General features: G+C 69.8%; 22 protein-coding genes. 17 read left to right on the top strand and 5 right to left on the bottom strand.

Annotated elements, in window-relative coordinates:
* Positions 1–246: 246 nt before the first annotated feature.
* Positions 247–582 carry a hypothetical protein gene (locus AB0M87_RS10450; protein ID WP_365851538.1) on the bottom strand — a complete coding sequence of 112 codons (336 nt, stop codon included), beginning with the start codon at positions 580–582 and terminating at the stop codon, positions 247–249.
* 157 nt (positions 583–739) lie between these two features.
* Between AB0M87_RS10450 and AB0M87_RS10445 the strand changes: the two genes are divergently transcribed.
* The 3 genes from AB0M87_RS10445 to AB0M87_RS10435 all read left to right on the top strand — a co-directional run bounded on the left by AB0M87_RS10445 (position 740) and on the right by AB0M87_RS10435 (position 2675).
* Positions 740–1255 carry a GNAT family N-acetyltransferase gene (locus tag AB0M87_RS10445; RefSeq protein ID WP_365851537.1) on the top strand — a complete coding sequence of 172 codons (516 nt, stop codon included), beginning with the start codon at positions 740–742 and terminating at the stop codon, positions 1253–1255.
* A gap of 131 nt (positions 1256–1386) precedes the next feature.
* On the top strand, positions 1387–2049 hold the full coding sequence (locus AB0M87_RS10440; protein ID WP_365851536.1) for an SGNH/GDSL hydrolase family protein: 663 nt from the start codon (positions 1387–1389) through the stop codon (positions 2047–2049).
* Positions 2050–2072: 23 nt separating this feature from the next.
* Positions 2073–2675: a hypothetical protein gene (locus AB0M87_RS10435; protein ID WP_365851535.1), complete on the top strand. Its 603-nt coding sequence runs from the start codon at positions 2073–2075 to the stop codon at positions 2673–2675.
* Positions 2676–2985: 310 nt separating this feature from the next.
* On the opposite strand, the gene AB0M87_RS10430 is transcribed toward AB0M87_RS10435, so the two are convergent.
* Positions 2986–3405 (bottom strand): ATP-binding protein, encoded by a 420-nt coding sequence (locus AB0M87_RS10430; protein ID WP_365851533.1) that lies wholly within the window; start codon positions 3403–3405, stop codon positions 2986–2988.
* A 226-nt stretch (positions 3406–3631) separates the two neighbouring features.
* Here AB0M87_RS10430 and AB0M87_RS10425 point away from each other — a divergent pair, with 226 nt between their 5' ends.
* The 5 genes from AB0M87_RS10425 to AB0M87_RS10405 all read left to right on the top strand — a co-directional run bounded on the left by AB0M87_RS10425 (position 3632) and on the right by AB0M87_RS10405 (position 8488).
* Complete coding sequence (locus AB0M87_RS10425) at positions 3632–4486, top strand: helix-turn-helix transcriptional regulator (protein WP_365851532.1); 855 nt, start codon at positions 3632–3634, stop codon at positions 4484–4486.
* A 9-nt stretch (positions 4487–4495) separates the two neighbouring features.
* On the top strand, positions 4496–4699 hold the full coding sequence (locus AB0M87_RS10420; RefSeq protein WP_365851531.1) for a DUF397 domain-containing protein: 204 nt from the start codon (positions 4496–4498) through the stop codon (positions 4697–4699).
* Positions 4690–5409 carry an endonuclease V gene (locus AB0M87_RS10415; RefSeq protein ID WP_365851530.1) on the top strand — a complete coding sequence of 240 codons (720 nt, stop codon included), beginning with the start codon at positions 4690–4692 and terminating at the stop codon, positions 5407–5409. Before AB0M87_RS10420 ends, AB0M87_RS10415 begins: the two co-directional genes overlap by 10 nt.
* A gap of 60 nt (positions 5410–5469) precedes the next feature.
* On the top strand, positions 5470–5817 hold the full coding sequence (locus tag AB0M87_RS10410) for a nuclear transport factor 2 family protein (protein WP_365851529.1): 348 nt from the start codon (positions 5470–5472) through the stop codon (positions 5815–5817).
* Between the two features lie 499 nt (positions 5818–6316).
* Positions 6317–8488 carry an NEW3 domain-containing protein gene (locus tag AB0M87_RS10405; protein ID WP_365851528.1) on the top strand — a complete coding sequence of 724 codons (2172 nt, stop codon included), beginning with the start codon at positions 6317–6319 and terminating at the stop codon, positions 8486–8488.
* Positions 8489–8632: 144 nt separating this feature from the next.
* On the opposite strand, the gene AB0M87_RS10400 is transcribed toward AB0M87_RS10405, so the two are convergent.
* Positions 8633–9004 (bottom strand): hypothetical protein, encoded by a 372-nt coding sequence (locus tag AB0M87_RS10400; RefSeq protein WP_365851527.1) that lies wholly within the window; start codon positions 9002–9004, stop codon positions 8633–8635.
* Between the two features lie 111 nt (positions 9005–9115).
* Here AB0M87_RS10400 and AB0M87_RS10395 point away from each other — a divergent pair, with 111 nt between their 5' ends.
* Positions 9116–9562 carry a cytidine deaminase gene (locus AB0M87_RS10395; protein WP_365851526.1) on the top strand — a complete coding sequence of 149 codons (447 nt, stop codon included), beginning with the start codon at positions 9116–9118 and terminating at the stop codon, positions 9560–9562.
* An 86-nt stretch (positions 9563–9648) separates the two neighbouring features.
* Here the strand turns inward: AB0M87_RS10395 and AB0M87_RS10390 are convergent, their stop codons facing one another.
* Both AB0M87_RS10390 and AB0M87_RS10385 read right to left on the bottom strand, forming a co-directional pair.
* Positions 9649–12453: an FUSC family protein gene (locus AB0M87_RS10390; RefSeq protein ID WP_365851525.1), complete on the bottom strand. Its 2805-nt coding sequence runs from the start codon at positions 12451–12453 to the stop codon at positions 9649–9651.
* Complete coding sequence (locus AB0M87_RS10385) at positions 12450–12908, bottom strand: MarR family transcriptional regulator (protein WP_365851524.1); 459 nt, start codon at positions 12906–12908, stop codon at positions 12450–12452. Before AB0M87_RS10385 ends, AB0M87_RS10390 begins: the two co-directional genes overlap by 4 nt.
* Positions 12909–13039: 131 nt before the next feature.
* Here AB0M87_RS10385 and AB0M87_RS10380 point away from each other — a divergent pair, with 131 nt between their 5' ends.
* The 8 genes from AB0M87_RS10380 to AB0M87_RS10345 all read left to right on the top strand — a co-directional run bounded on the left by AB0M87_RS10380 (position 13040) and on the right by AB0M87_RS10345 (position 21007).
* The gene (locus tag AB0M87_RS10380) at positions 13040–13879 is read left to right on the top strand and encodes a serine protease (protein ID WP_365851523.1); all 840 of its coding nucleotides are present in this window, start codon (positions 13040–13042) and stop codon (positions 13877–13879) included.
* Positions 13880–14163: 284 nt separating this feature from the next.
* Positions 14164–15021 carry a hypothetical protein gene (locus AB0M87_RS10375; protein ID WP_365851522.1) on the top strand — a complete coding sequence of 286 codons (858 nt, stop codon included), beginning with the start codon at positions 14164–14166 and terminating at the stop codon, positions 15019–15021.
* Complete coding sequence (gene cpaB / locus AB0M87_RS10370; RefSeq protein ID WP_365851521.1) at positions 15018–15731, top strand: Flp pilus assembly protein CpaB; 714 nt, start codon at positions 15018–15020, stop codon at positions 15729–15731. Before AB0M87_RS10375 ends, cpaB begins: the two co-directional genes overlap by 4 nt.
* A 7-nt stretch (positions 15732–15738) precedes the next feature.
* Entirely contained in the window at positions 15739–17334 is a 1596-nt protein-coding gene (locus AB0M87_RS10365) for an AAA family ATPase (RefSeq protein WP_365851520.1), read from the top strand.
* Between the two features lie 158 nt (positions 17335–17492).
* Positions 17493–17813, top strand: coding sequence for a TadE/TadG family type IV pilus assembly protein (locus AB0M87_RS10360; RefSeq protein ID WP_365851519.1), 321 nt, complete (start codon positions 17493–17495; stop codon positions 17811–17813).
* Complete coding sequence (locus AB0M87_RS10355; RefSeq protein ID WP_365851518.1) at positions 17810–19147, top strand: CpaF family protein; 1338 nt, start codon at positions 17810–17812, stop codon at positions 19145–19147. Before AB0M87_RS10360 ends, AB0M87_RS10355 begins: the two co-directional genes overlap by 4 nt.
* Before the next feature lie 11 nt (positions 19148–19158).
* Positions 19159–20097 (top strand): type II secretion system F family protein, encoded by a 939-nt coding sequence (locus AB0M87_RS10350; RefSeq protein ID WP_365851517.1) that lies wholly within the window; start codon positions 19159–19161, stop codon positions 20095–20097.
* A gap of 19 nt (positions 20098–20116) precedes the next feature.
* Positions 20117–21007 carry a DUF5936 domain-containing protein gene (locus tag AB0M87_RS10345; protein ID WP_365851516.1) on the top strand — a complete coding sequence of 297 codons (891 nt, stop codon included), beginning with the start codon at positions 20117–20119 and terminating at the stop codon, positions 21005–21007.
* Positions 21008–21028: the final 21 nt, after the last annotated feature.

Genomic DNA, 21028 nt, shown 5'->3' with positions numbered 1-21028 from the left:
TTCGCCGGCGACCGCCGGACACCCTTCGCGCAGCTGACGGCTACCGCCGCTGCTTCCAGTTGGCCCGGACGAGTTCGTACTCGACATCGCCCTGCTCGGATCCGGCGATCGTCTCCGGCCAGTCCTTAGGACAACGATGCATCCTTACGCCGGGTGAGGTACAAGCCGGATGGAGCATCTCTGACGTATCAGGTCCATCCCGACTGTGCCGCGGTGGTCGACGAAGCGACACGGCCATGTGACCGGTCACTCCGGATGGGCCACTGCCTCCTTCTGCAGTTGCACCGCCGCCACCAGGCTGAGCCGCGGCTCTGCCTGGCGCAGCGCCTTCACCGCAGCGACCGACGCGATCTCCCCGCTGAAGCCGACGGCCGCCAGCCGGTCACGCACCCAGCGGGCGCGCAGCCGGTTTTCGGTGGCGTCGGCGGTGGACTCGACCAGCGCGGCGGCGCGTTCCAGGCCCGGCCGCTCCTCGGGTGGCGCATCGGCCAGCGCCCGACGCAGAGCCTCGGAGACCAGGTCCGCATCCCGGATGACAAGCACGGAGTTGTGCTTTCTGCTCAGTCGCGTCATAGCTGTCATGTGGATCACCTTGGCCGGTGGCGCCCGGCGTGGCAAGGAACTTGAGGGGCATCAGAGCCTCCGTCAGGTCCGCGCCGACGGCGGCCACCGCGTGGAGCTCGCCGCTGCCCCGGCGGAGCCATAGATGGGGCGGTGCCTCTGGCATTACCGTGGCGCGATGGTGCACGTGCGGGAGATGGACAGGGCTGATATCGAGGCCGTCTCGACGATCCGGGTCCGGGGGTGGCAGGCGGCATACGTCGGCATGCTTCCCCAGACGTACCTGGATGCGATGACGGTCGAAGGTGATGCCGTTCGGCGGCGGCGGTTCTTCTCTCAGCCACGTCGGCAGTCACGGGACCTCGTGGCGATCGGTGACCATGGCCCGGTGGGGTGGATCTGCTTCGGGCCGTGTCGAAGTGAGATATCCGTTCCGGGGCAGGCAGGTGAGGTCTACGCCGTGTACGTCTCGCCGGATCTGACCGGTCAGGGCATCGGCCGAAAGCTCCTGAGGGCGGCTCACGCGCAGATGAAGGGCCAGGGGTTCGAAGCGTCGGCCTTGTGGGTTCTCTCCGACAACCAACGCGCCCGGCGCTTCTACGAGCGGGCCGGCTATCAAGCCGACGGTGCAAGTCAAGACGACTCCTATGGCGAGATCACGCTCACCGAACTCCGCTACCAGCGCGTGCTCTGAGTACCGGGCAGCGTAGCCGTGGTGTCGGTGACGTATCCGGGGTCGTCGGTCGGATATCGGTGGGGTCAGGCACCTTTTGAGAGGTCCTGCCGGGTTCCCATCCGGCTTCGGGTTGAGCAAGAGGAGCACACATGACGATCAACGTTCGGCCGGGAAGCACCGTGATGTTCACCGGCGATTCGATCACCGACTGCCAACGGCTGGAGAGCGAAGAGGGGCTCGGGTTCGGCTACCCGCTGCGCGTCGCGGGCGAGTGGGGCTTCAGGCACTCGGACCGGCCCGTGACCTGGCTGAACACCGGGGTCGGGGGCCACAAGGTGATGGATCTGGAATCCCGGTGGCAGGCGGACGTGCTCGACGCGCGACCGGACGTGGTGTCGATCCTCGTCGGCGTCAATGACACGGGCTGGCACAGTCTCGACCCGGACGGCTACCTGATCTCCGCGGAGGAGTTCGCCGCGGGTTACGACCGGCTGCTCGCGCCGCTGGCCGCGGCGGGCACGGAGCTGATTCTCATCGAGCCGTTCCTCCTGCCGATCAGCGGCAGCGTCGAGGCAGGTGACATGTACGTCGACGATGAGGTCCGGAAGAAGTGGCGGGCCGATCTGGACCCGAAGATCCAGGTCGTGCGCGAGCTCGCCCGCGCATACGGCGCGCACCTGCTCGCCGCGGACGGCATGTTCGCCGAACTCGCTGCGGCAACCGGGCCGGAGTACTGGGCCGCGGACGGCGTGCACCCGACGCCGGCCGGTCACGCCGCACTCGCGTCGGCCTGGCTGCGCCTGGTCGCGTAACGCACTTGGTGTTTCATGGCCGGATGAACCTCGGACCTCTGGAGCTCCTGCGCGATGCGGTGGACCGCACACGTGCGCTGACCCGTGGCCGGCCGGCCACCGGCCGAACCCATGATGACGCCGACGAGATCACCGGCACCTTCGCCACGGACAGTGCCCTCGGTTTCGACCCGTTCCCTCTGCTCAGGGCACTGCACCGGGCCGGAGCCCGAACCGTGGTGATCGGTCAGGTCGCGGGGATCATGCACGGATCGGCCGAGCTGACCGGAGACCTTGACCTGCTGTGGGACGGAGATGCGACGCGGGCTGACGCGTTGTCGGCTGCCTTCGCCGCTGTGGACAGCCGCCTTACCGACGACAACGACATGCCCGTCGCGCTCGGGCCGGCGGCCTTCCTCAGTCCCAAGGTCCAGTTCGAGTCGTCCCGAGCGAGTGGTGACTGCTGTACTCCGGCTCTGCCCTGGGGGGAGTTGCCGGTCCAGGACTTCCTCAGCCGTGCGCTCACCGTTTCCGGCCCGGACGGTTCGGAGGTCCACTACCTGCGCCGTGAGGACCTGATCCGGATGCGCCGGGCAGTCGGGCGCCCGAAGGACCTGCGCCGGGCAGCCGAACTCGAGAGCGGCTGACGGCTCCCTCACCGCAGCCCGGGCAGGCGGCGCAGATCGCTGTCACAGCCCACCGTGCGGGCAGCATCACGTGGCAGGCGGTGGCCAACGCGATGTTCACCGCCGCCACCCTCGCGCATGTACAGGCTCAAGGTCTCCGGCGCGGCCCACACGACCAGCGCCGTGCCCCGCAGTACCTTCCGGATCAGCCCGGTCGCCCGCGACACCGGGACCTACGTCGTCACGCGCTCGCCGGTTCCTGGATGCCGGAGCACGATCAGGTGCGGCCCAGCCCCGCGCGGGAGCTGAACCTGACCTGTCGCCGCAGCCGTCACTGAGGCGCGACGAGCTCGAACCACACCACCTTGCCGTCGGAGGCGAGCGGATACCGTCCCCAGGTGGTGGCGAGTTGTTCGACGAGAAGGAGACCTCGTCCGAAGGTGTCCTCGATGCCGCCGGGCAGCGGGTCGGGCAGCTCGGGATGGTTGTCCCATACGCAGACCCGTAACGTCCGGTTCCGAGCGCCGAGCCGCACGAACACGGGCCCGTCCGAGTGCTGCACCGCGTTCGCGACGAGCTCGCTCGTCAACAACTCAGCGATGTCAGCGAGTTCGGACCCCAAAGAGAAGTCGAGGATCGCCCAGCGCACGGTGCGGCGGGCGAGGCGTGGAGCGCGCGGGTCGTTGGTGAGCTGAAGGCTGCACTCCCACCGGTCGGGGGCGGGGGCCAGAGTGGTGGTCGTCGGGTGCACAGAACTGTCCTGTCTCTGCGGAGGGTTCGGGCTGTCCGCGACGCCGAGAGCGGTGGCAATGCCGTCCTGCTGCGCGCGGGCAGGGCGGTGCGCTTCCGGGCTGGAGTTGCGGTGAGTAGTTGTTGTGCGACTCACCGTATCGCATGTTTGGGGTCACATGTGACGCGAATCGGGGGATATATGTAGCGAGGTAGATTGGCTCGGGTCCGCCAAGGAGGCTGAACTGGTGTCGCCGCGAAATACGCCAACCGTCCGGCAGCGAAGGCTTGGTGCTGAGCTGCGCCGACTCCGGGAGCGAGCCGGCCTGTCCACTGTTACCGCAGCGCAGAGTCTCGGTTTCGATCGAGCCAAGCTCAGTGGGATCGAGGCGGGGCGGGTGGGCGTCAGTGAGGAGCGGTTGCGCGCCATGGCGTGTCGCTACGAGTGTGCGGACCTGGCCCTGGTGGATGCTTTGGCCGCATTGAATGCGGCCCGCGGCCGCCGATGGTGGGAAGACTACCGGGGCGTGCTGCCCACCGGACTCCTCGACTTGGCCGAACTCGAGTACTGCGCGACGGAGTTGCTCAGCGCCCAGACATCACATCTGCCGGGCCTGCTCCACACCATCGAACACGCGCGCATCGTCTTTCAGCAGGCCGTGCCACCGCTGCCTCCCCATGAGGTCGAGCACCGTCTCTCGCATCGGATCAAACGGCAGGAGATCTTTCATCGGGAGCGCCCGACGCCGTACACCGCGATCATCCATGAGGCAGCACTCCGCATGGAGTTCGGTGGTCCGGTAGTCGCGGCCGCGCAATTGGAGCACCTGGCGGACGCGAGCGAGAGGGCGAACATCACGGTGCTTGTCATCCCGTTCAAAGCCGGTGCGTTCCCCGGCTCAGGACAGTCGTTCGTCTACGCACGGGGCGCCGTGCCGGAGCTCGACACGGTCCACCTGGACCAGTCCCACGGTCCGGTACTCGTCGATGCGGAGGCACCACTGGAAAAATACCGCCGCCTGCTGGACCGAATGTGCGAACTGAGCCTCGCACCGGACGAGTCCCGCAGTTTTGTGCGCTCCATTGCCCACGACCTCCGATAGGGGAAAGCCGTGCCCATACCCGACTGGCAGAAGTCTTCCTACTGTGCCGAGGGCAGCAACTGCGTAGAGCTGGCCGCGACATCTGACGGAGCCATCCAGCTCCGTGAGTCCGACGATCCAGGCCGCGTACTGACCGTCACCCAGGTTGGGTTCGCCGCCCTGCTTGCCGCCGGCGTCGGGGTCCCACGAAGGAAGAATGGCCGATGCCGGTAATCGAGCCGGTTCCCGACGGATGGCCGGCGGAGCCCGCGGCCGCACGCGAGGTTCAGGACGCCTTGAGGACGCGAGTCGTGCTGGACGAAGTGGGCCCGCTGCCCGGCGAAGGGCCGGTCACGGGCGTAGACGTGGCATACGACGACGAGCGGAACCTGGTCGCGGCAGCCGCGGTGGTCCTCGATACCACGACGCTCACCGTTGTCGAGGAAGCCACCGCCGTTGGCCGTGTCGCGTTCCCGTATGTGCCGGGTCTGCTGGCCTTCAGAGAGCTTCCGGCAGTGCTCGCAGCCCTCGGCCGGCTGCGGTCCGACCCCGGAATGGTCATCTGTGACGGCTATGGAATCGCGCATCCACGACGCTTCGGCCTCGCGAGTCACCTCGGAGTCCTCACCGGGCTCCCGGTGATCGGTGTCGCGAAGAATCCCTTCATGTTCGCTTGCAAGGAACCGGGGAGGCTCCGGGGGGAGTCCTCGCCGTTGCTGGACGACGGCGAGGAAGTCGGTCGAGCGCTGCGCACGCAGGATGGCGTCAAGCCGGTATTCGTCTCCATCGGACACCGTGTCTCACTCGGCAACGCATGCGACAACGTTCTTCACCTCGCCCGGTCCTATCGACTCCCCGAGTCGACGCGCCGCGCCGACTCGCTCTGTCGGCAGGCGCTTCGCGCCATTGTGGCGACTGCGGACGAAGGCGGGACGCTGGGCTGACAGGTCCTCGGTTCTCACAGAAGAGCTGAAAAAACACCGTGCCGCGCTACGATCCGGAGGGTGATCGAAACTCTCATCAGGACCCACGTGGAGGCTTTCAACACCCACGATCTCGACACTCTCATGGCTGGGTTCACCGAGGATGCCGTGTGGGTCACGGGCCGGACGACGGCGCGAGGCCGCGCGGAGCTCACCGAGTTGTTCGCAGGAGCTATGGAGGGTCTGCTGCCGACGCTGACGGTCCAGCACCTGATCGTCGGGGAGGACCGGGCCGCCTGCCAGATGGTCGAGACGTTCACCTTCGACGGTGCGGAGCTCACCGATCACATCGCAGGGTTCTACGACATCGCCCACGGGCGGATCGCTGCGGCGAAGATATACCGGGAAGGCAGCGCCGACATCGGCTGACGGACCGACTGCAGGACAGCACTCAGTGCGGCGGCAGCGTCGAGCAGGGCATGGGAGCGAGCCGCGATTCTCGCGTTCCGGGCCGCCAGTGCGGCCCGGACGTCTCCCGACGCGCGCCCGCCCAGCAGGTCCGGCATCAGGGTCCGGAGCGGGTCGACGCGGTATCCGGCGCTACGCAGCTGGTGGACGATCCGGGCGTCCCGGGCTTGGACCGGTGTGCAGCGTCGCTTTCCTCGCTGGGGGACCCGGTCAGGCGCGTTGCTCCGCGATGCCCATCACCTCGCGCGGTCGCGCCAGGAGCGGCGTACTGGGCCAACGACGAGCTGAATGCGAAGCGGCGATGCTTGATGCTGATTGAACTCGCCTTTTATATTGCACGAACGAGCAACTCTCGGCATCGTGTTCGCCAGTACACCGTCCCCGTGTGTGCGAACAAGGGAGAGCTGTCTTGCTCAGGAGAACAAGCACTTCCGGCGGGCCCCGCCGTCCCGTACTCGCCGTGGCCGCCACCGCCGCGGCGTTGCTGTTGAGCGCCTTCCCCGGCGCCCCCGGCGCCGCTGCGGCGACCGGTCCGGCGCAGCAGCCGAGGGCCGCTTCAGCCGATAACCCGTACCCCAACCTCGCCCCCACGCCCCCGATGGGCTGGAACAACTGGTCGTACTACGGCTGCGACATCAGCGAGAACGACGTCCTGTCCAACGCCCGCGAACTGGTCTCGTCCGGCCTCGCGGCCAAGGGCTACGACACCGTCACCACGGACGACTGCTGGATGACCCACAGCCGCGACACCCAGGGCAACCTCGTCGCCGATCCGCAGCGCTTCCCGCACGGCATGGCCTGGATGGGCGGGCAACTACACGCTCTGGGGCTGAAGTTCGGCATCTACGAGGACGCCGGAACCAGCACCTGCGGTGGCTACCCCGGCTCGTGGGGACACATCGACCAGGACGCCCGGCTCTTCGCGTTCTGGAAGGTCGACTATCTCAAGCTGGACGGGTGCAACGTTCCCGCCGTCTCCGGGGAGACGCAGGAGCAGGTGTACCACTCCGTCTACTCCGACATGAGCAAGGCCCTGCTCGCCACCGGGAGACCGATCGTCTTCTCGGTATCGGCGCCCGCCTACTTCCAGTACGACGCAGCGGACACCTGGCACCAGGTCATCTACTGGTCGGGACAGGTCGGCAACCTCTGGCGGGAGGGCGCGGACATCGCGATGGAACCCGCATCCGCCCGCACCAAGTGGTCCTCGATCAAGTACAACTACGGATACAACGTGGCCCTCGCCGACCTGCAGAGCCCCGGCCGCTGGAACGACCCCGACTTCCTGCTGGCAGGTCAGTCGCGGCTCACCGGGGACGAGATCCGCAGCCAGATGTCACTGTGGGCGGTCATGGCCGCCCCGCTGATCTCGAGCGCCGACCTGACCAAGGCCTCCCCGGACGCGTTGTCCGTACTCGGCAACTCCGACGTGATCGCGGTGGACCAGGACCCGACCGGGCTGCAGGGCCGGATCGTGCAACAGGGCGAGGGCTACGACGTCCTGTCCAAACAACTCGCCGGCGGTGAGCGGGCGGTGGCCCTCTTCAACTCGTCCGACCAGGCGCGCACCATCACCACCACGGCGGCCGATGTGGGTCTTCCGGCCGGCTCCTCCTACCGGCTGAAGGACCTCTGGTCCCAGCACACGACGGAGACCTCCGGCGCCATCGCGGCGAACGTACCCGCACACGGCACCGTCCTCTACCGGGTCCGCGAGGGAGCCGCGGCGCACACCGCGCCGGCCACCACGATCAGCTGGCACCGGACGTCGGGCGAGGGCGCCGATTCGGCGTGGACGGTCAGCGTGGCCGACCACGGTCATACCGGCCTGTCCGGTACGGAGTTGAGGATCAGCGCACCGGACGGCTGGACCCTCACCCCGTCCCATGTGCGTCTCGGCCACATCGCACCGGGCCGGTCGGCCTCGGTGACGGTACGGGCCGCCGGGCCCGACGCCGTCCCCGGCACCACGGCGACCACGCTCACCGCAACCGCCGGCTATCACGCGGGCGCTGCTGGGCAGCTCACGGCGGCAGGCGAGGCCACGAACATCTCGGTCGTGCCGTACCCGGACCTCAAGTCGGCCTTCAACAACGTCGGCGTCACCAACGAGTCCGCTCCGCCCGCCGAGGGCAACTACACCACCGGCAACTTCGACGGTGGCGGCGACAGCTACTCGGCCCAGGCGCTGGCGGCGGCCGGTGTTACGCCTGGCGCGCAGCTCACCAAGGACGGTGTGAGCTGGACCTTCCCGGACGTCGGCCCGGGCAGCGCGGACAACGTCTCGGCGGCCGGACAGGTGATCCGCACCGGTGGCAGCGGCTCGGCGCTGTGGTTCCTCGGTGCTGAGGCAGGCACCGTCGAGGGCAAGGTCACCGTCACGTACACCGACGGCAGCCGGAGCACCGGCGATCTCGGGCTCCCCAACTGGTGCTGCACCGCGGGTACCGAGTACGGGGCGGTCACGGTGGCGACGGCCGACCACCGCAACACACCGAATGGCCCAGCGAACTTCGGCGTCGGGTACAAGCTCTTCGGTAACTCCGTGCCGCTGACCGAGGGCAAAACCGTGGAGTCGGTGACGCTGCCGGACGAAGGTGCGATCCACATCTTCGCCCTCTCCGTGCACTGACCACTGACCACTGACCGAACGCGGTCGGGTGGGGCCGGAGCCTCGTGCCCCACCCGACCGCGGTGGCGTGGGCCGGCACCGGCAGGCACGGCGGCCTCTCCGCGCGTGGGCCGCCGGTCGCGCTGCGCTGTGCGGATGCCGTGGTCAGATCCCGGGCCCGTGCTCCCCGTACGACCGGTGCTGGGGAGCCCACCACTCGGTGAGTCCCCACACCGCCAATACGAGCGCGGTCAGGGCCACGAGCGCCGCCGCCCAGGGGCGGTGCAGCCACCCGGTGGCCAACGCCCAGGCCAAGGACGGGACCAGAGCGCCGCCGAGCACGATGAGCGGCAGGTCGATGTAGAGCACGCTCAGATCCCGGGCATGGTTCTCAAATCCTCCGTTGATACTGGACGCGGCCCGTGGCGCCCAGACAAGCGGCGCGGTCGTCGCACCGAGGCCGGCGAGCAGGCATCCGACGCCGCCTCTGGTCGTCGGCTTCATGCCCGTGGTCCGTCCGGTGGTTCTCTCGTCCATGCCCGCGAAGGACGCGGCGGCGCGCTGCGCGGTTCCTGCGGAGCGGCCGCGGCGGGACCGGAGCTCCTAAATGCTTTGGGCCTGGCCCGCACCGGGTGCGAGGATGCCGCGATGAAACTCGATCAGGCCCTGGTGAACGCGGCGATCGCGCAGATGAACCGGCGCTGGCCCGGGGACGAGGACGCCGGCGCGGCGGCCGTCTATCTCGACGACGGTCAGATACTCACCAGCGTGGCCCTGGACAACTTCAACGCCGGCGTGACCCTGTGTCATGAGGCCGGCGCGTTCTGCCAGGCGTACACGCTGGACCGGCGCGTCACCGCGTCGGTCTGCGTCAACAGGGTGCCCGAGCAGGGGCGGACCGTCATCCTGCCGCCGTGCGGCATCTGCCAGGAACGGCTCGCGGTGTGGGGGCCCGGCGTGGAGGTGGGCGTGCCCGACCCGAACGACCCCACCGGGTGGCAGGCCCGCACCCTGGCGGAGGTCAATCCGTACTACTGGGCACGGCAGTTCACGGAGGGCGGCTGGCCTTCGTACGAGATGCACACCAGTTGGTGACGGGCCCCCGGTACCCGGCCGTCACGCGGCGCCGGACCGGGGACCCGGGGACAGGTGGGGAGGCCGCCGGTCCGGCGGCCGCGGTCTCAGTCCCGTGGCGCGGGCGCCAGTTGGATGTCGTGGTGCATCTCGCCCTCTGTGAGCCGCACCGTGAGGAACTCGGCGCGTGGAGTGTGTGACGAACCGGCGGTGATGAGGGTGTACGTGCCGGGCGTCAGACCGGTGATGCGGTAGCGGCCGGCGACGGCGCGGACACCTGCGCGGCGCTTGCCCCGGGCGCCGACCACCGTGATCCACGCGTCGCAGTCGGCCGGGTGCTCCGGGCACCGCAGCTGACCGCTGACCGTGACGGAGCCCTCGGCGCTACGGGTCCGGTCCCGTCCGTCGGCGCCCTCGGCGGTCGCCGCGCCCGGTCCGGCTTCCTGCGAGGCGAGCGGTGTCGCGGCCCGGACCGGTCCGCGCGGTTCCGGCGTCCGCTCGTCGCCCTGCCGGGTGCGCGCGGCCCAGGCTGCCAGGACCTCCTGAGTGCGGCGTTCCCGTGGCGTGGCGGGCGGCGTCCGAAGGGATTCGGCGGGTGGTGCGGGGTGCTGCTCGGTGGGCGCCGTGACGGTGGGCAGCCCGCGGTCCTCGGCGAATCCGGCCAGCACCTCGTCGAGCGCCGCCAGTTCCCTGAGCGCGGTGTGCAGCCGGTCGGCGCGGGGCCCGGCCGGGGCCCGCAATTGCGCTTCGAGGTTCCGGACGAGTGGGCTCACCCGGACCCAACTGCCGCCGGGCTCACCGGTGGAGAAGCACCGGTCGAGCGTGTGCAGGGACTCCAGGAAGGTCTGCGTGATCCGCTCCACCTGGCCGGTGAGCCGCGGCCCGAGGTCGATGTCGATGTCGGCCGCCGCGGCGAGCGCCCGTGCGTGTGCGGTGGCCGTGGTGAGGAGCGCGAGCCGGTTCTCGGCGCCGCGTCCCCGTATGCCCAGCGGCATCCGGACCAGCGGCCGGGACACGCTGCGGACCTGGAACAGCGCGGCGTCGACCCCGCGGGCCGCGCCGCGCAGCCGGACGGGGGCCTCGGGGTCGTCCCACCGCTGGTGGATCTGGGACACCAGGTGCTCCAGCGCCGCGACGTAGCCGCGGTCGGCCTCCTGGGCGATCTTCCGGGTGGAGAGCGGGAAGATCAGTGCGGCGCAGGCGGTGGCGGCGAGAATGCCGAGTCCGTTGTCCAGCAGACGCTCGGCCAGCAGGTGGTCCATCCCGCTGTAGGGGGTGGACATGCCGTAGAGCTGGACGAGAGCGGTGACGAGCCCCACCACCCAGTAGGCGTACTGGCGTTGCATCCCCCAGGCGCCGAGGGCCAGTCCCGCCACGATGACCAGCAGCGTCCAGTAGATGTGGCCGGGGCCGATCAGGTGGAGCAGCCAGATGCCGAGCACCGCGCCGACGACCGTGCCGACCATCCGGTGGGCGAGCTTGCGCAGCCGTTCGTGGGTGGTGTTGGTACCGAACAGCGTGATCATCACGCCGACCAGGCCCCAGTAGAAGCGCCGGGGGTCGATGGCATCGGCGATCGGGCAGACGATGGCGCAGGCCACCGCCGCGTGCAGCGGCACCCGTACGTACGGGACGACGCGTCGCCAGCCCGTCAGCTCCTGGGCGGCCGCGATCCGCCGGGCGACGGCGCCGGTTCCGGCCGGGCGGTTCTGTTCCAGTGCGACCGTGGGCTGGAAGGGGACTTTCGCCCGTGCCCTGGGCGCGTTCCAGCCGAGTTCGAGCCAGTGCGCCAGGGAGTCGGCGAGCGAGTCCAGCAGGTGGCCGACGCGACGGGCCAGCACCGCGGCCTCGGCCTCGTCGGCGCCGGTGCCCGGGCCGCCGAGGACGTCCTCGGCCTGCTGCTGGATGAGCTGGGCCGCCGGATGCAGCGCGTCGGCCCGGCCGAGCGGGGTGTCGCGGGCGACGACCAGTGCCACGACCATCGCCTCCCGCAGACGCGGGGGGACGGGCAGCCGGGCGAGGCGCTGCACGGCCTGGCCGATGCCCTGCAGGGCGAGTTCGGCGTCGAAGAGGTACTGGTGGAGCAGTTCGGCGGTGTCCGGGTCGGCGGCGACCTCGGGCTGGGCGAGGCGGCCGTCGATGGTGACGGTGGTGACGTTGAGACGGCGCAGGCTCCGCCGCATCCGCTTGATGGCGACGTCCTGGTCGGCGTCCGGGTCCAGCGCCGCGGTGGCGGCGTCGCCGACCCGGCGTGCCTCGACGACGAACGCGCGCTGGGTACGGAGCAGATCCTCGCGGGGCATCGGACAGCAGAGCAGCAGACGGGCGGCGAGGATGGCGGCCGAGGACACCAGGGCCGCGACGAACAGCTTCCCGCACAGGTTCAGCGGGATGTTCGCCATCATGCCGACCATGAAGGAGTTGAAGAGCATCATGCCGGTGAGCAGCGCCAGCGCCCCGAACCGCGCGAGGAAGAACGTCAGCGCGAGTCCCACCACCATCAGGGTGAGTTCCAGCACACGGTCCTGGTGCAGCCACGCGGCGAGCGGCAGGACGGCGGAGAAGGGGAACGGCATCCACAGGATGGCGCGGGTCAGCCTGAGCGGCGTGTTCTCGGCGATGGCGAACGCGCTCATCAGCCCCATCATGCCGCCGACCATCATGCCGAGCATGGCCGGCAGGGTCAGGGCGACGGACATCCCGTAACCGACCAGGAGGCCGGTGGTGACCGAGACCAGTGAACGCCATCCGGCCTGCAGCTGACCGAGTCCGGGGTCGGCTGCGAGCACACCGTCCCACCAGCGTCTCGGCCCGCCGACCCGGCGGGGCGCGACGGCACCGCCGGTGCGGGGTGGCCGGCCCCCCTCCCGTTCGGCGGCGGGGTTCAGGGCTTCGGTGGCTGGGGTGGTCAACTGACCTCCGGTTCGATGGCGTGCAGAAGGGTGGACACCGCATCTCGGGCCTGGCCGACAGCCTGCTCGGGGTCTTCGACGTTCGTCCGCAGCCCTTCCAGGAGAGCCGAGGCCATCCGCTGCCGCGCCCGCTCCAGCAGCTCCCGGGCCGCGGGTGTGAGCGACGCCTCCACGGCGCGCCGGTCCTGGGAGCAGCGTTCACGCTCGATGAGCCCGCGCTCCGCCAGCTCCTGGAGGACGACGGTCACCCGGGGCTGGGCGAGGCCGGTGTAGGCGGCGATCCCGGTGACCCGGCGCGGCCCGGGCTCCAGGGCGTCGAGTACGGCGGTGTGGCTGCGCGGCAGCCCGAATTCGCCGGCCCGGAAGAGCGCCTGGGAGAGCCGCCCGATGCCTCGCAGAAGGCCGCGGGCGGCGTCCTCGATCCGCTGTTCGTCGGAGGCCGGGTTTAGATGCATACGTCAATTATATATTGTCGCCGCGCGGGCCGGCGCACCGCACCCGTGAGGCGCTCTTCCCCTGAGTCCCCCATGCGTTAACAATGCGCATGTCAAGCCGAAAGAACTTCGGTCACAGAGGGGACCCCCACATGAAGAAGCCTCTCGCCGGTGCACTGCTCGCCCTTTTCCTCACGGGCGCGGCAGCTGTACCCGCGGCAGCTGTACCCGCGCCGGCCCCGACCGGGCCTGCGGTCAAAGCTGTCAACTTCGCCGGGACGGTAGCGCTCAGCAACTGTTCCGGCTCCGTCGTGCGGATGCCCGACTCCCAGTCCGGTGACCCCGCGCTGGTGCTCTCCAACGGCCACTGTCTGGAGTCCGGTTTCCCGGCAGCGGGCGAGGTCATCACCGACCAGCCGTCCACCCGCAGCTTCTCGCTGCTCAACTCCGCGGGCAACAGCGTCGGCAGAGTCCGGGCGAGCAAGGTGGCGTACGCGACGATGACCGACACGGACATCTCGCTGTACCAACTGACCTCCACCTACGCCCAGATACAGAGCAGGTACGGGATAGCGGCGCTGCAGCTCGACGCCGGCCACCCGGTCCAGGGCAGCGCCATCAGCGTGGTCTCCGGCTACTGGAAGAAGATCTACAGCTGCAATGTCGACGGCTTCGTCTACCGCCTCAAGGAGGGCGACTGGACCTGGAAGGACTCGGTCCGCTACACCCCCGCCTGCAACACCATCGGCGGCACCTCCGGTTCGCCGGTGATCGACCCGGCCACCGGCAGGATCGTCGCCGTCAACAACACCGGTAACGAGGACGGTCAGCGGTGCACGGAGAACAATCCGTGCGAGGTGGACGAGAACGGCAAGGTGACCGTCCGCCAGGGCATCAACTACGCCGAGGAGACGTACGGGATCGTGCCGTGCGTCGGCGCCGGCAACAAGATCGACCTGAGCCGCGCGGGCTGCGCACTGCCCAGGCCGTGACGGACGCCGCGGCCGGCGCCCACCGGGGGAGCGGTGGGCGCCGGCCGCGGTCGGTGGGGGAGGCGGCTTACGGAAGCTACGACGCCGCCAAAGCTGGTCCAGACCAATAACCTTGTCAAGGCATCGGTCCGTTCTCCACCGTTTCTTCGCGTCTTCCGCCGTGTCGTTTCCGGCCCGCGACTGTCCAAGATCCAATGATTCTTGGTCAGTTGTGGTTCTTCCTCCGTGTCCCGTGGATACAGTGCTGGTGCAGGAGCAACTCGCTGTGAACGGGGGAACACAACGTGCCGACCGCCATAGCTGTCACCAGCGGCGACCTCGTGCTGCCTCCGTCCGACCGGCACACACCTCGCGCAGCGGTGCTCCAGCCCCCGGCGACGCAGGGCCTCGAAGCCTCCATCACCGAGATCCACACACTTCTCGAACAGCACGGATATGTGATCGTGCTGCACTCGTCGGCGCTCCCCGGACCGTTCGTGCGGCGGCTGCACACCGTCCGGTCGGTGCTCGAAAGTGACCGGATCGCGCTGCTTCCGATCGACCTGCCGCCGCTGGGGATCGCCGTACTCGCCCGGCAACTGCGCCAGCTCTCGGCCTGCGACTTCAGCCCCGGTGTGCTCGCCTCCGCCGCGCGGCTGCTCTCGCACTACATCTACGCGGGCGCGCTGCTCACCTCGGTCACCAGGCTGGACCGGGTCCCGGTGACCCTCGCCTCGCACGCCAAGTCCTGGCTGCCGGGTTCGCAGTTCGCCGTACTGGCCTCGCCCCGCCCCCAGTCGGCCAAGGTGAGCGGGGCGGACCCGGGCATCCTCGAGGGGCCGTCGTTCGGTACGCAGTTGCTCGTCGCCAAAGGCCGGCTGGAGTCCGCGTGGGCGTCCACGGTGCTCGGGCCCGCCTGGCGGGTGCAGGGCCTGCTGGAGACGGCGTTGCCCGCCGACTCGGCCGACTGGTGGGCCACCTCCCGGATCGTCGAATTCGCCGCGGCGATCCCCGACATCGCCGTCCTCTACCAGCTGGTCTCCTCCGTGCGCCGCGAGCAGTGCCGGTGGTGCGGACTCGAACTCATCGGAGACCGCTGCGGTTTCTGCTCGTCGCCGTTCGCCGATCCGCACGCCCAGCTCGAGAGGTTGCCCGTCCAGTGAATTCACGCCAGCGCCGCGGCGTCGTCCTGCTGCTCCTGTCGGTCCTGTGCGCCATCGCGGCGGTCGTCGGGGTGCTGTCGGTGATCCGCAACGTGAATTCGAAGGTCGGTCCTGAAGTCACGGCCTACCGGGTCCGGCACGACATAGCCCCGTACGAGCAGCTCACCGCAGCCGACTTCGAGCAGACGAAGCTGCCGAAGCGCTGGCTGTCACCGAACGCGGTGACCGATCTCGGACAGGTGCGCGGCAAGATCGCCGTCACCACGCTGCACACCGGCTCGCTGCTGCAGAGCGACATGATCGTCAAGCAGCCCGAACTCGCGCCGGGCGAGCAGGAGATCGCCATCATGATCGACGCGGCCACCGGGGTGGCCGGGAAGATCACGCCCGGGTCCGGGGTCAACATCTACGCGACCTTCAAGGGCGACGACAAGGGGGTCCCCGACACGTCAAAGGTCATCGTCTCCAACGCCCGCGTGGTGGACGTCGGAAAGCTCACCGCCCTGGATCCGAACCAGAACCAGAGCGACCGGACCCGGACGGCGACCGAGGCCGTCCCGATCACATTCGCCCTGAAAACCCTCGACGCACAGCGGGTGGCCTACGCGGAGTCCTTCGCCACCCACGTACGGCTGGCCCTGGTAGCGGCCGGCGGGAGCGAACCCGTCCCGCAGCGCGACCGTACGTACACCCTCGACGGCGACAAGTGAGGGACCGATGACGACTCGCATCCTGCCGGCTGTCGGTGATCCGGAGGCCGCCCGCGCCGTGGCCACGCTGCTCAGCCAGCTCCCCGACGCGGAGCCCGCGCCGCCGGTCACCGACTCCACCTCGCTGATCGACCTGCTGGCCCGGCTCGCGGGGGTATCCATCGACGAGCTGCCCGAAGTGGTCCTGGTCCATGAACGGATCGGCCCCACTCCCGCGCTGGAACTCATCCGCGAGGTGGCCCTGCGCTTCCCGGCGGTGGGCGTCGTCCTCATCACCGCGGACGTCAGCCCGCTCCTCTACACCGCGGCCATGGACGCCGGCGCCCGCGGCCTCATCGGGCTCCCGCTCGGTTACGACGAGCTGGCGGCCCGGGTGCAGAACGCCGCATCCTGGTCCACCGGGGTGCGACGCCACCTGGGCGGGGGCCCCGACGTCATCACCGGGCCCGGTGGCACCGTCGTCACGGTCACCGGCGCCAAGGGGGGCGTCGGCGCGACCGTCACAGCCGTCCAACTGGCCCTGGCCACCGCCTCTTCCGGCCGGACCGTCGCCCTGGTGGACCTGGACCTGCAGTCCGGCGACGTCGCCTCGTACCTCGACGTACAGTTCCGCCGCTCGATCGCCGACCTGGCCGACATCGCCGACATCTCGCCCCGGGTCCTCCAGGACGCGGTGTACGCCCACCCGACCGGGGTCGGCCTGCTGCTGGCCCCCGGCGACGGCGAACGCGGCGAGGAGGTCACCGACCGGGTGGCCCGGCAGGCCCTCAGCGCCCTGCGCAACCGGTACGAGGTCGTGGTCGTCGACTGCGGCACCCAGCTGAACAGCGCCAACGCGGCCGCGATCGAAATGGCCGACCAGGCCTTGCTGCTGGTCACCCCCGACGTGGTGGCGGTCAGGGCCGCCAAGCGGATGGTACGGATGTGGGACCGCCTCCAGATCCGCAAGGCGGAGGAAACGGTCACGGTCGTCAACCGGTCCACCCGCGGCGCCGAGATCCAGCCACCGCTCGTCGAACGCATCACCGGCACCAAGGCGGCCAGGTCCGCGATCCCGGCCGGCTTCAAGGAGCTCCAGCCGGCCGTGGACGCGGGCCGGATGCAGGACCTGGACAGCCGCTCCTCGGTCAAGCAGGCGATGTGGGGCCTCGCGGGGGAGCTCGGCCTGGTCAAGGCACCCACACCCGCCAACGGCCACGGCCGGGGCGGCCGGCTGCGGGGGCGGAGGAACTCCGACCGGGGTGCGGTGCTGGTGGAGTTCGCCGGGATGGCGCCGCTGATCGCCTTCGTGCTGGTGGCGGTGTGGCAGTGCGTGCTGTACGGCTACACGTTCTCGTTGGCGGGGAACGCGGCGGACGAGGCGGCGCGGACCGCCACGGCGTCCTACGCCGTCGACGGATCGACCGCCGGCTGCGAGGCGGCGGGCCGCAAGCGGCTGCCCAGCAGCTGGCGGGACGCGGCGGAGGTGAGCTGCGGTGTCTCGGGCGGGGTGATGACGGCCACGGTGCGGCTGCGGACACCGATCCTGTTTCCCGGTGCGGGGAGCTTTCCCTGGTCGGTGCACGGAAGCGCCGGGGCAGCGCTTGAGGGGGACCCGCGGTGAGGCGGGACCGGGCGGAGGTGTTCCCCTCCCCGCCCCCTCCCGAAACGGAGGACTCCGCCCCCGGGTCCGCGAGGCCGAGCGGCCGGAGGCAGCTCCCAGGATCGCGCGCCCCAACCCTCCGCTCCGACACCGGCACAGCCATCCTCGAATTCACCGGCATGCTCCCCCTCGTCCTCTTCATCGGCCTGGCGGCCATCCAGCTCGGCATAGCCGGCTACACCGCGAGCCAGGCCGGAACCGCCGCCCGCGCGGCCGCCCGTACCGAAGCCCAGGGACGCGCGGGCGCCGCCGCAGGGCAGTCCGCGCTGAGCGGCTGGCTGCGGGACGACGCCACCGTCAGCGCCTCACCCTGCGGCGACACCACCCGCGGCACCGCCAGAATCACCGTCCCCTCGATCATCGGACTCGGCGTCGGTTCGGTCACCCGCACCGTCGTCATGCCGTGCGACGACAACGGCACAGCGGGAGGGCTCCGATGAGTCTGCGCGCCCGCATCGCCACCCCGGAGGAGCACGGCGGCGGCAGGGAGGACGGCCACCTGGTCGCCACCTACCGGGCCAAACTGCTCGAGGAGATCGACCTCGCCGAGATGTCCGCCCTGGCGACCGCCGACCGGCGGGCCCGTCTGGAGCGCGTACTCGGTCACATCATCAGCCGCGAGGGGCCGGTGCTCTCCACCGGCGAACGCTCCCAGTTGATTCGTCGGGTCGTCGACGAGGCCCTCGGCCTCGGTGTGCTCGAACCGCTCCTCGAAGACGCGTCCATCACCGAGATCATGGTCAACGGGCCCGACGCGATCTTCGTCGAACGAGCGGGCCGCGTCGAACAGCTCCCGATGCGCTTCGCGTCCACCGAGCAGCTGATGCAGACCATCGAGCGCATCGTCTCGACCGTCAACCGCCGGGTGGACGAGTCGAATCCGATGGTCGACGCCCGTCTCCCCTCCGGCGAGCGCGTCAACGTCATCATCCCGCCGCTCTCCCTCACCGGCCCCACGCTCACCATCCGCCGCTTCCCCCGCGCGTACCGCCTCCAGGAGCTGATCGCACTGGGCACGCTGGACGAGCAGATGCTGATGCTGCTCTCGGCGTTCGTCCGGGCGCGCTTCAACGTGATCGTCTCCGGGGGTACGGGGTCCGGCAAGACGACCCTGCTCAATGCGCTCTCCGGGCTGATCCCGGACCACGAGCGCATCATCACCGTCGAGGACGCGGCCGAACTGCAGCTCCAGCAGGCACATGTCGTCCGGCTGGAGACCCGGCCCGCGAACGTGGAGGGCAAGGGCCAGATCACCGTCCGCGACCTGGTACGCAACTCACTGCGGATGCGCCCCGACCGGATCATCGTGGGTGAGGTCCGCGGCGGCGAGACGCTGGACATGCTCCAGGCGATGTCGACGGGTCACGACGGTTCCCTCGCCACCGTGCACTCCAACAGCGCGGAGGACGCGCTGATGCGACTGCAGACCCTGGGGTCCATGTCCGAGGTGGAGATCCCCTTCGAGGCGCTGCGCGACCAGATCAACAGCGCGGTCGATGTGATCGTCCAGCTCACCCGGCACGCGGACGGCTCCCGCAAGGTGAGCGAGGTGGTCATCCTGGTCAGCCACGGGCGGGAACAGTTCCAGATCTCCACGGTCTCCCGGTTTCGCGCCGAGCCGATGAGCGCGGACCGAGTGGTGCACGGCCGGTTCGAACACCTGCCGCTGCCGCGCCGGGTCGCGGAACGCCTGTATCTGGCCAACGAGCCGCTGCCGCCCGCGTTCGGCGTGGTGGAGGGCATCGATCCGTTCAACACCAGGGAAGCGAGGTAGGGGCAGCGACCATGAACAGTTACGCTCTGCTGGCCATCGGCGGCACGCTGCTCTGCGGCGTACTGGCGGTGGCCGGAATCCATGTGTACGCCACCGGCCGGGCCCAGCGTGAGGCCCTGGTCGACCGGCTGACGTCCACCGGCGGGCGGCCCGCCGGCCTGCGTACCCGCCGCTTCACCGCGGTGGACCGCCGCATCCGGCGCACCGCGCTCGGGAAACGGATCCAGCAACGACTGGCTGCCACCGGCCTCGACCTCACCGCGGGCGAGTTCGCCGTGTACGTGGCCGGGGGTGTCGCCGCGCTCTGGCTGATCGCCTCGGCGGCTCTGGCCCCGTTCTTCGGCCCGGTCGCCGGTCTCTTCGCCCTGTGGGCGGGCAACACCTTCCTCAACTGGCAGCGCCAGAAGCGCATCGAGGCATTCATCGGCCAGCTCCCCGAGCTGTCCCGGATCCTGGCCAACGCCACCGCGGCCGGACTCGCCCTGCGCACCGCGCTGTCCATGGCCGCCGAGGAACTCGAAGCGCCCGCGGGCGAGGAACTGGCCACCGTGACGAGCCAGTTGGCACTGGGCAGGTCCATCGACGAGACCCTCGGCGAACTGGCCGACCGGCTCCCGTCCCGCGAGCTGGTCGTGCTGGTCACCACTCTGGTTCTCTCCAACCGGGCGGGCGGCACCGTCGTGGGCAGCCTGCGGAACCTCACCGAGACCCTGCAGGAACGCAAGGAGACCCGTCGCGAGGTCATCACCATGCTCTCCGAGGTCAACGCCACCGCGTACACCCTCCCGCTGCTCGGCCTGGGCGCGATGATCATGCTGAACTCCATGGACTCCGGCTCTCTCGCCCGGATGACCGGACATCCGCTCGGTCAGCTAGCGGTGATCGTCGCTCTCGGTCTGTACGCCGTCGGATTCATCGGCATGCGCCGACTCGGCAAGATCGAAGTCTGAGGGGAGGGGACGGGACGACATGCTGGGTCTGCTGCTCGCTCTCGCACTCGGTGCGGCCGTGGCCGGAATCTTCCAGGGCATCCGGATGTACCGCAGCGAGGCCAAGATCCCCAGCGACCTCGCTGTCGCCCTCGAGATCGGCTCCAGCCGGGTGGGCGGCGTGGAGTCGGCGGTCGACCGGGCCGGCATGCGTTTCGCGCCCGCGGTACTCAAGGCCATGGGCCACGCCTCCGTGGAGAAGAAGCGCCGCCGCATCGACATGGCGGGCAATCCGGGCGGCCTGACCATCGACCGCTACGCCGCCCGCCGTGCCGTCTACGGGATCTTCGGCGGCCTGGCCGGCTTCGCCCTGCTCACCAACGGCAGCCTGGTCTTCGCCGTGTTCGCCTTCGCCTACGGCGCGTTCGCCGCCGACGCCACCATCTGGCAGGCCATCCGCAAGCGCAAGGACGTCATCGAGCGGACGCTGCCGGATTTCCTCGACGTGCTCGCCGTCGTGGTCAGCGCCGGACTCGGCTTCCGGCAGGCCCTGGAGCGGGTGGCGGAGAAGTACGAAGGCCCCTGGGCCGACGAACTCCGCATCACCCTGCGTCAGATGGACATGGGGGTGAGCCGCCGGCAAGCCTTCGACGAACTGCGCAGGCGCAACGAGTCGGAACAGGTGTCGCAGTTCGTCAGCGCGCTCCAGCAGGGCGAGGAACTCGGCGCGCCGATCGCCGACACCCTCATCCAGATCGCCAACGACATGCGCCGCACCGACGCTCAGAACTCCCGCCGCCGCGCGGCCAAGGCCATCCCGCAGGCCACGGTCGTCACCCTGATCACCATGGTCCCCGCGACGCTGATCCTGATCGTGACGAACATGTTCCTCGGTTCCACGACCGACTTCGGCTCCATCTTCGGGAATTGAGGGGGTGAGCCGACGGTGAAG

It is taken from the genome of Streptomyces sp. NPDC051320 (assembly GCF_040682175.1).
Lineage (GTDB): Bacteria > Actinomycetota > Actinomycetes > Streptomycetales > Streptomycetaceae > Streptomyces.
The sequence above is the reverse complement of the archived record's forward strand: the minus strand, read 5'-3'. Positions and strand labels throughout refer to the sequence as shown.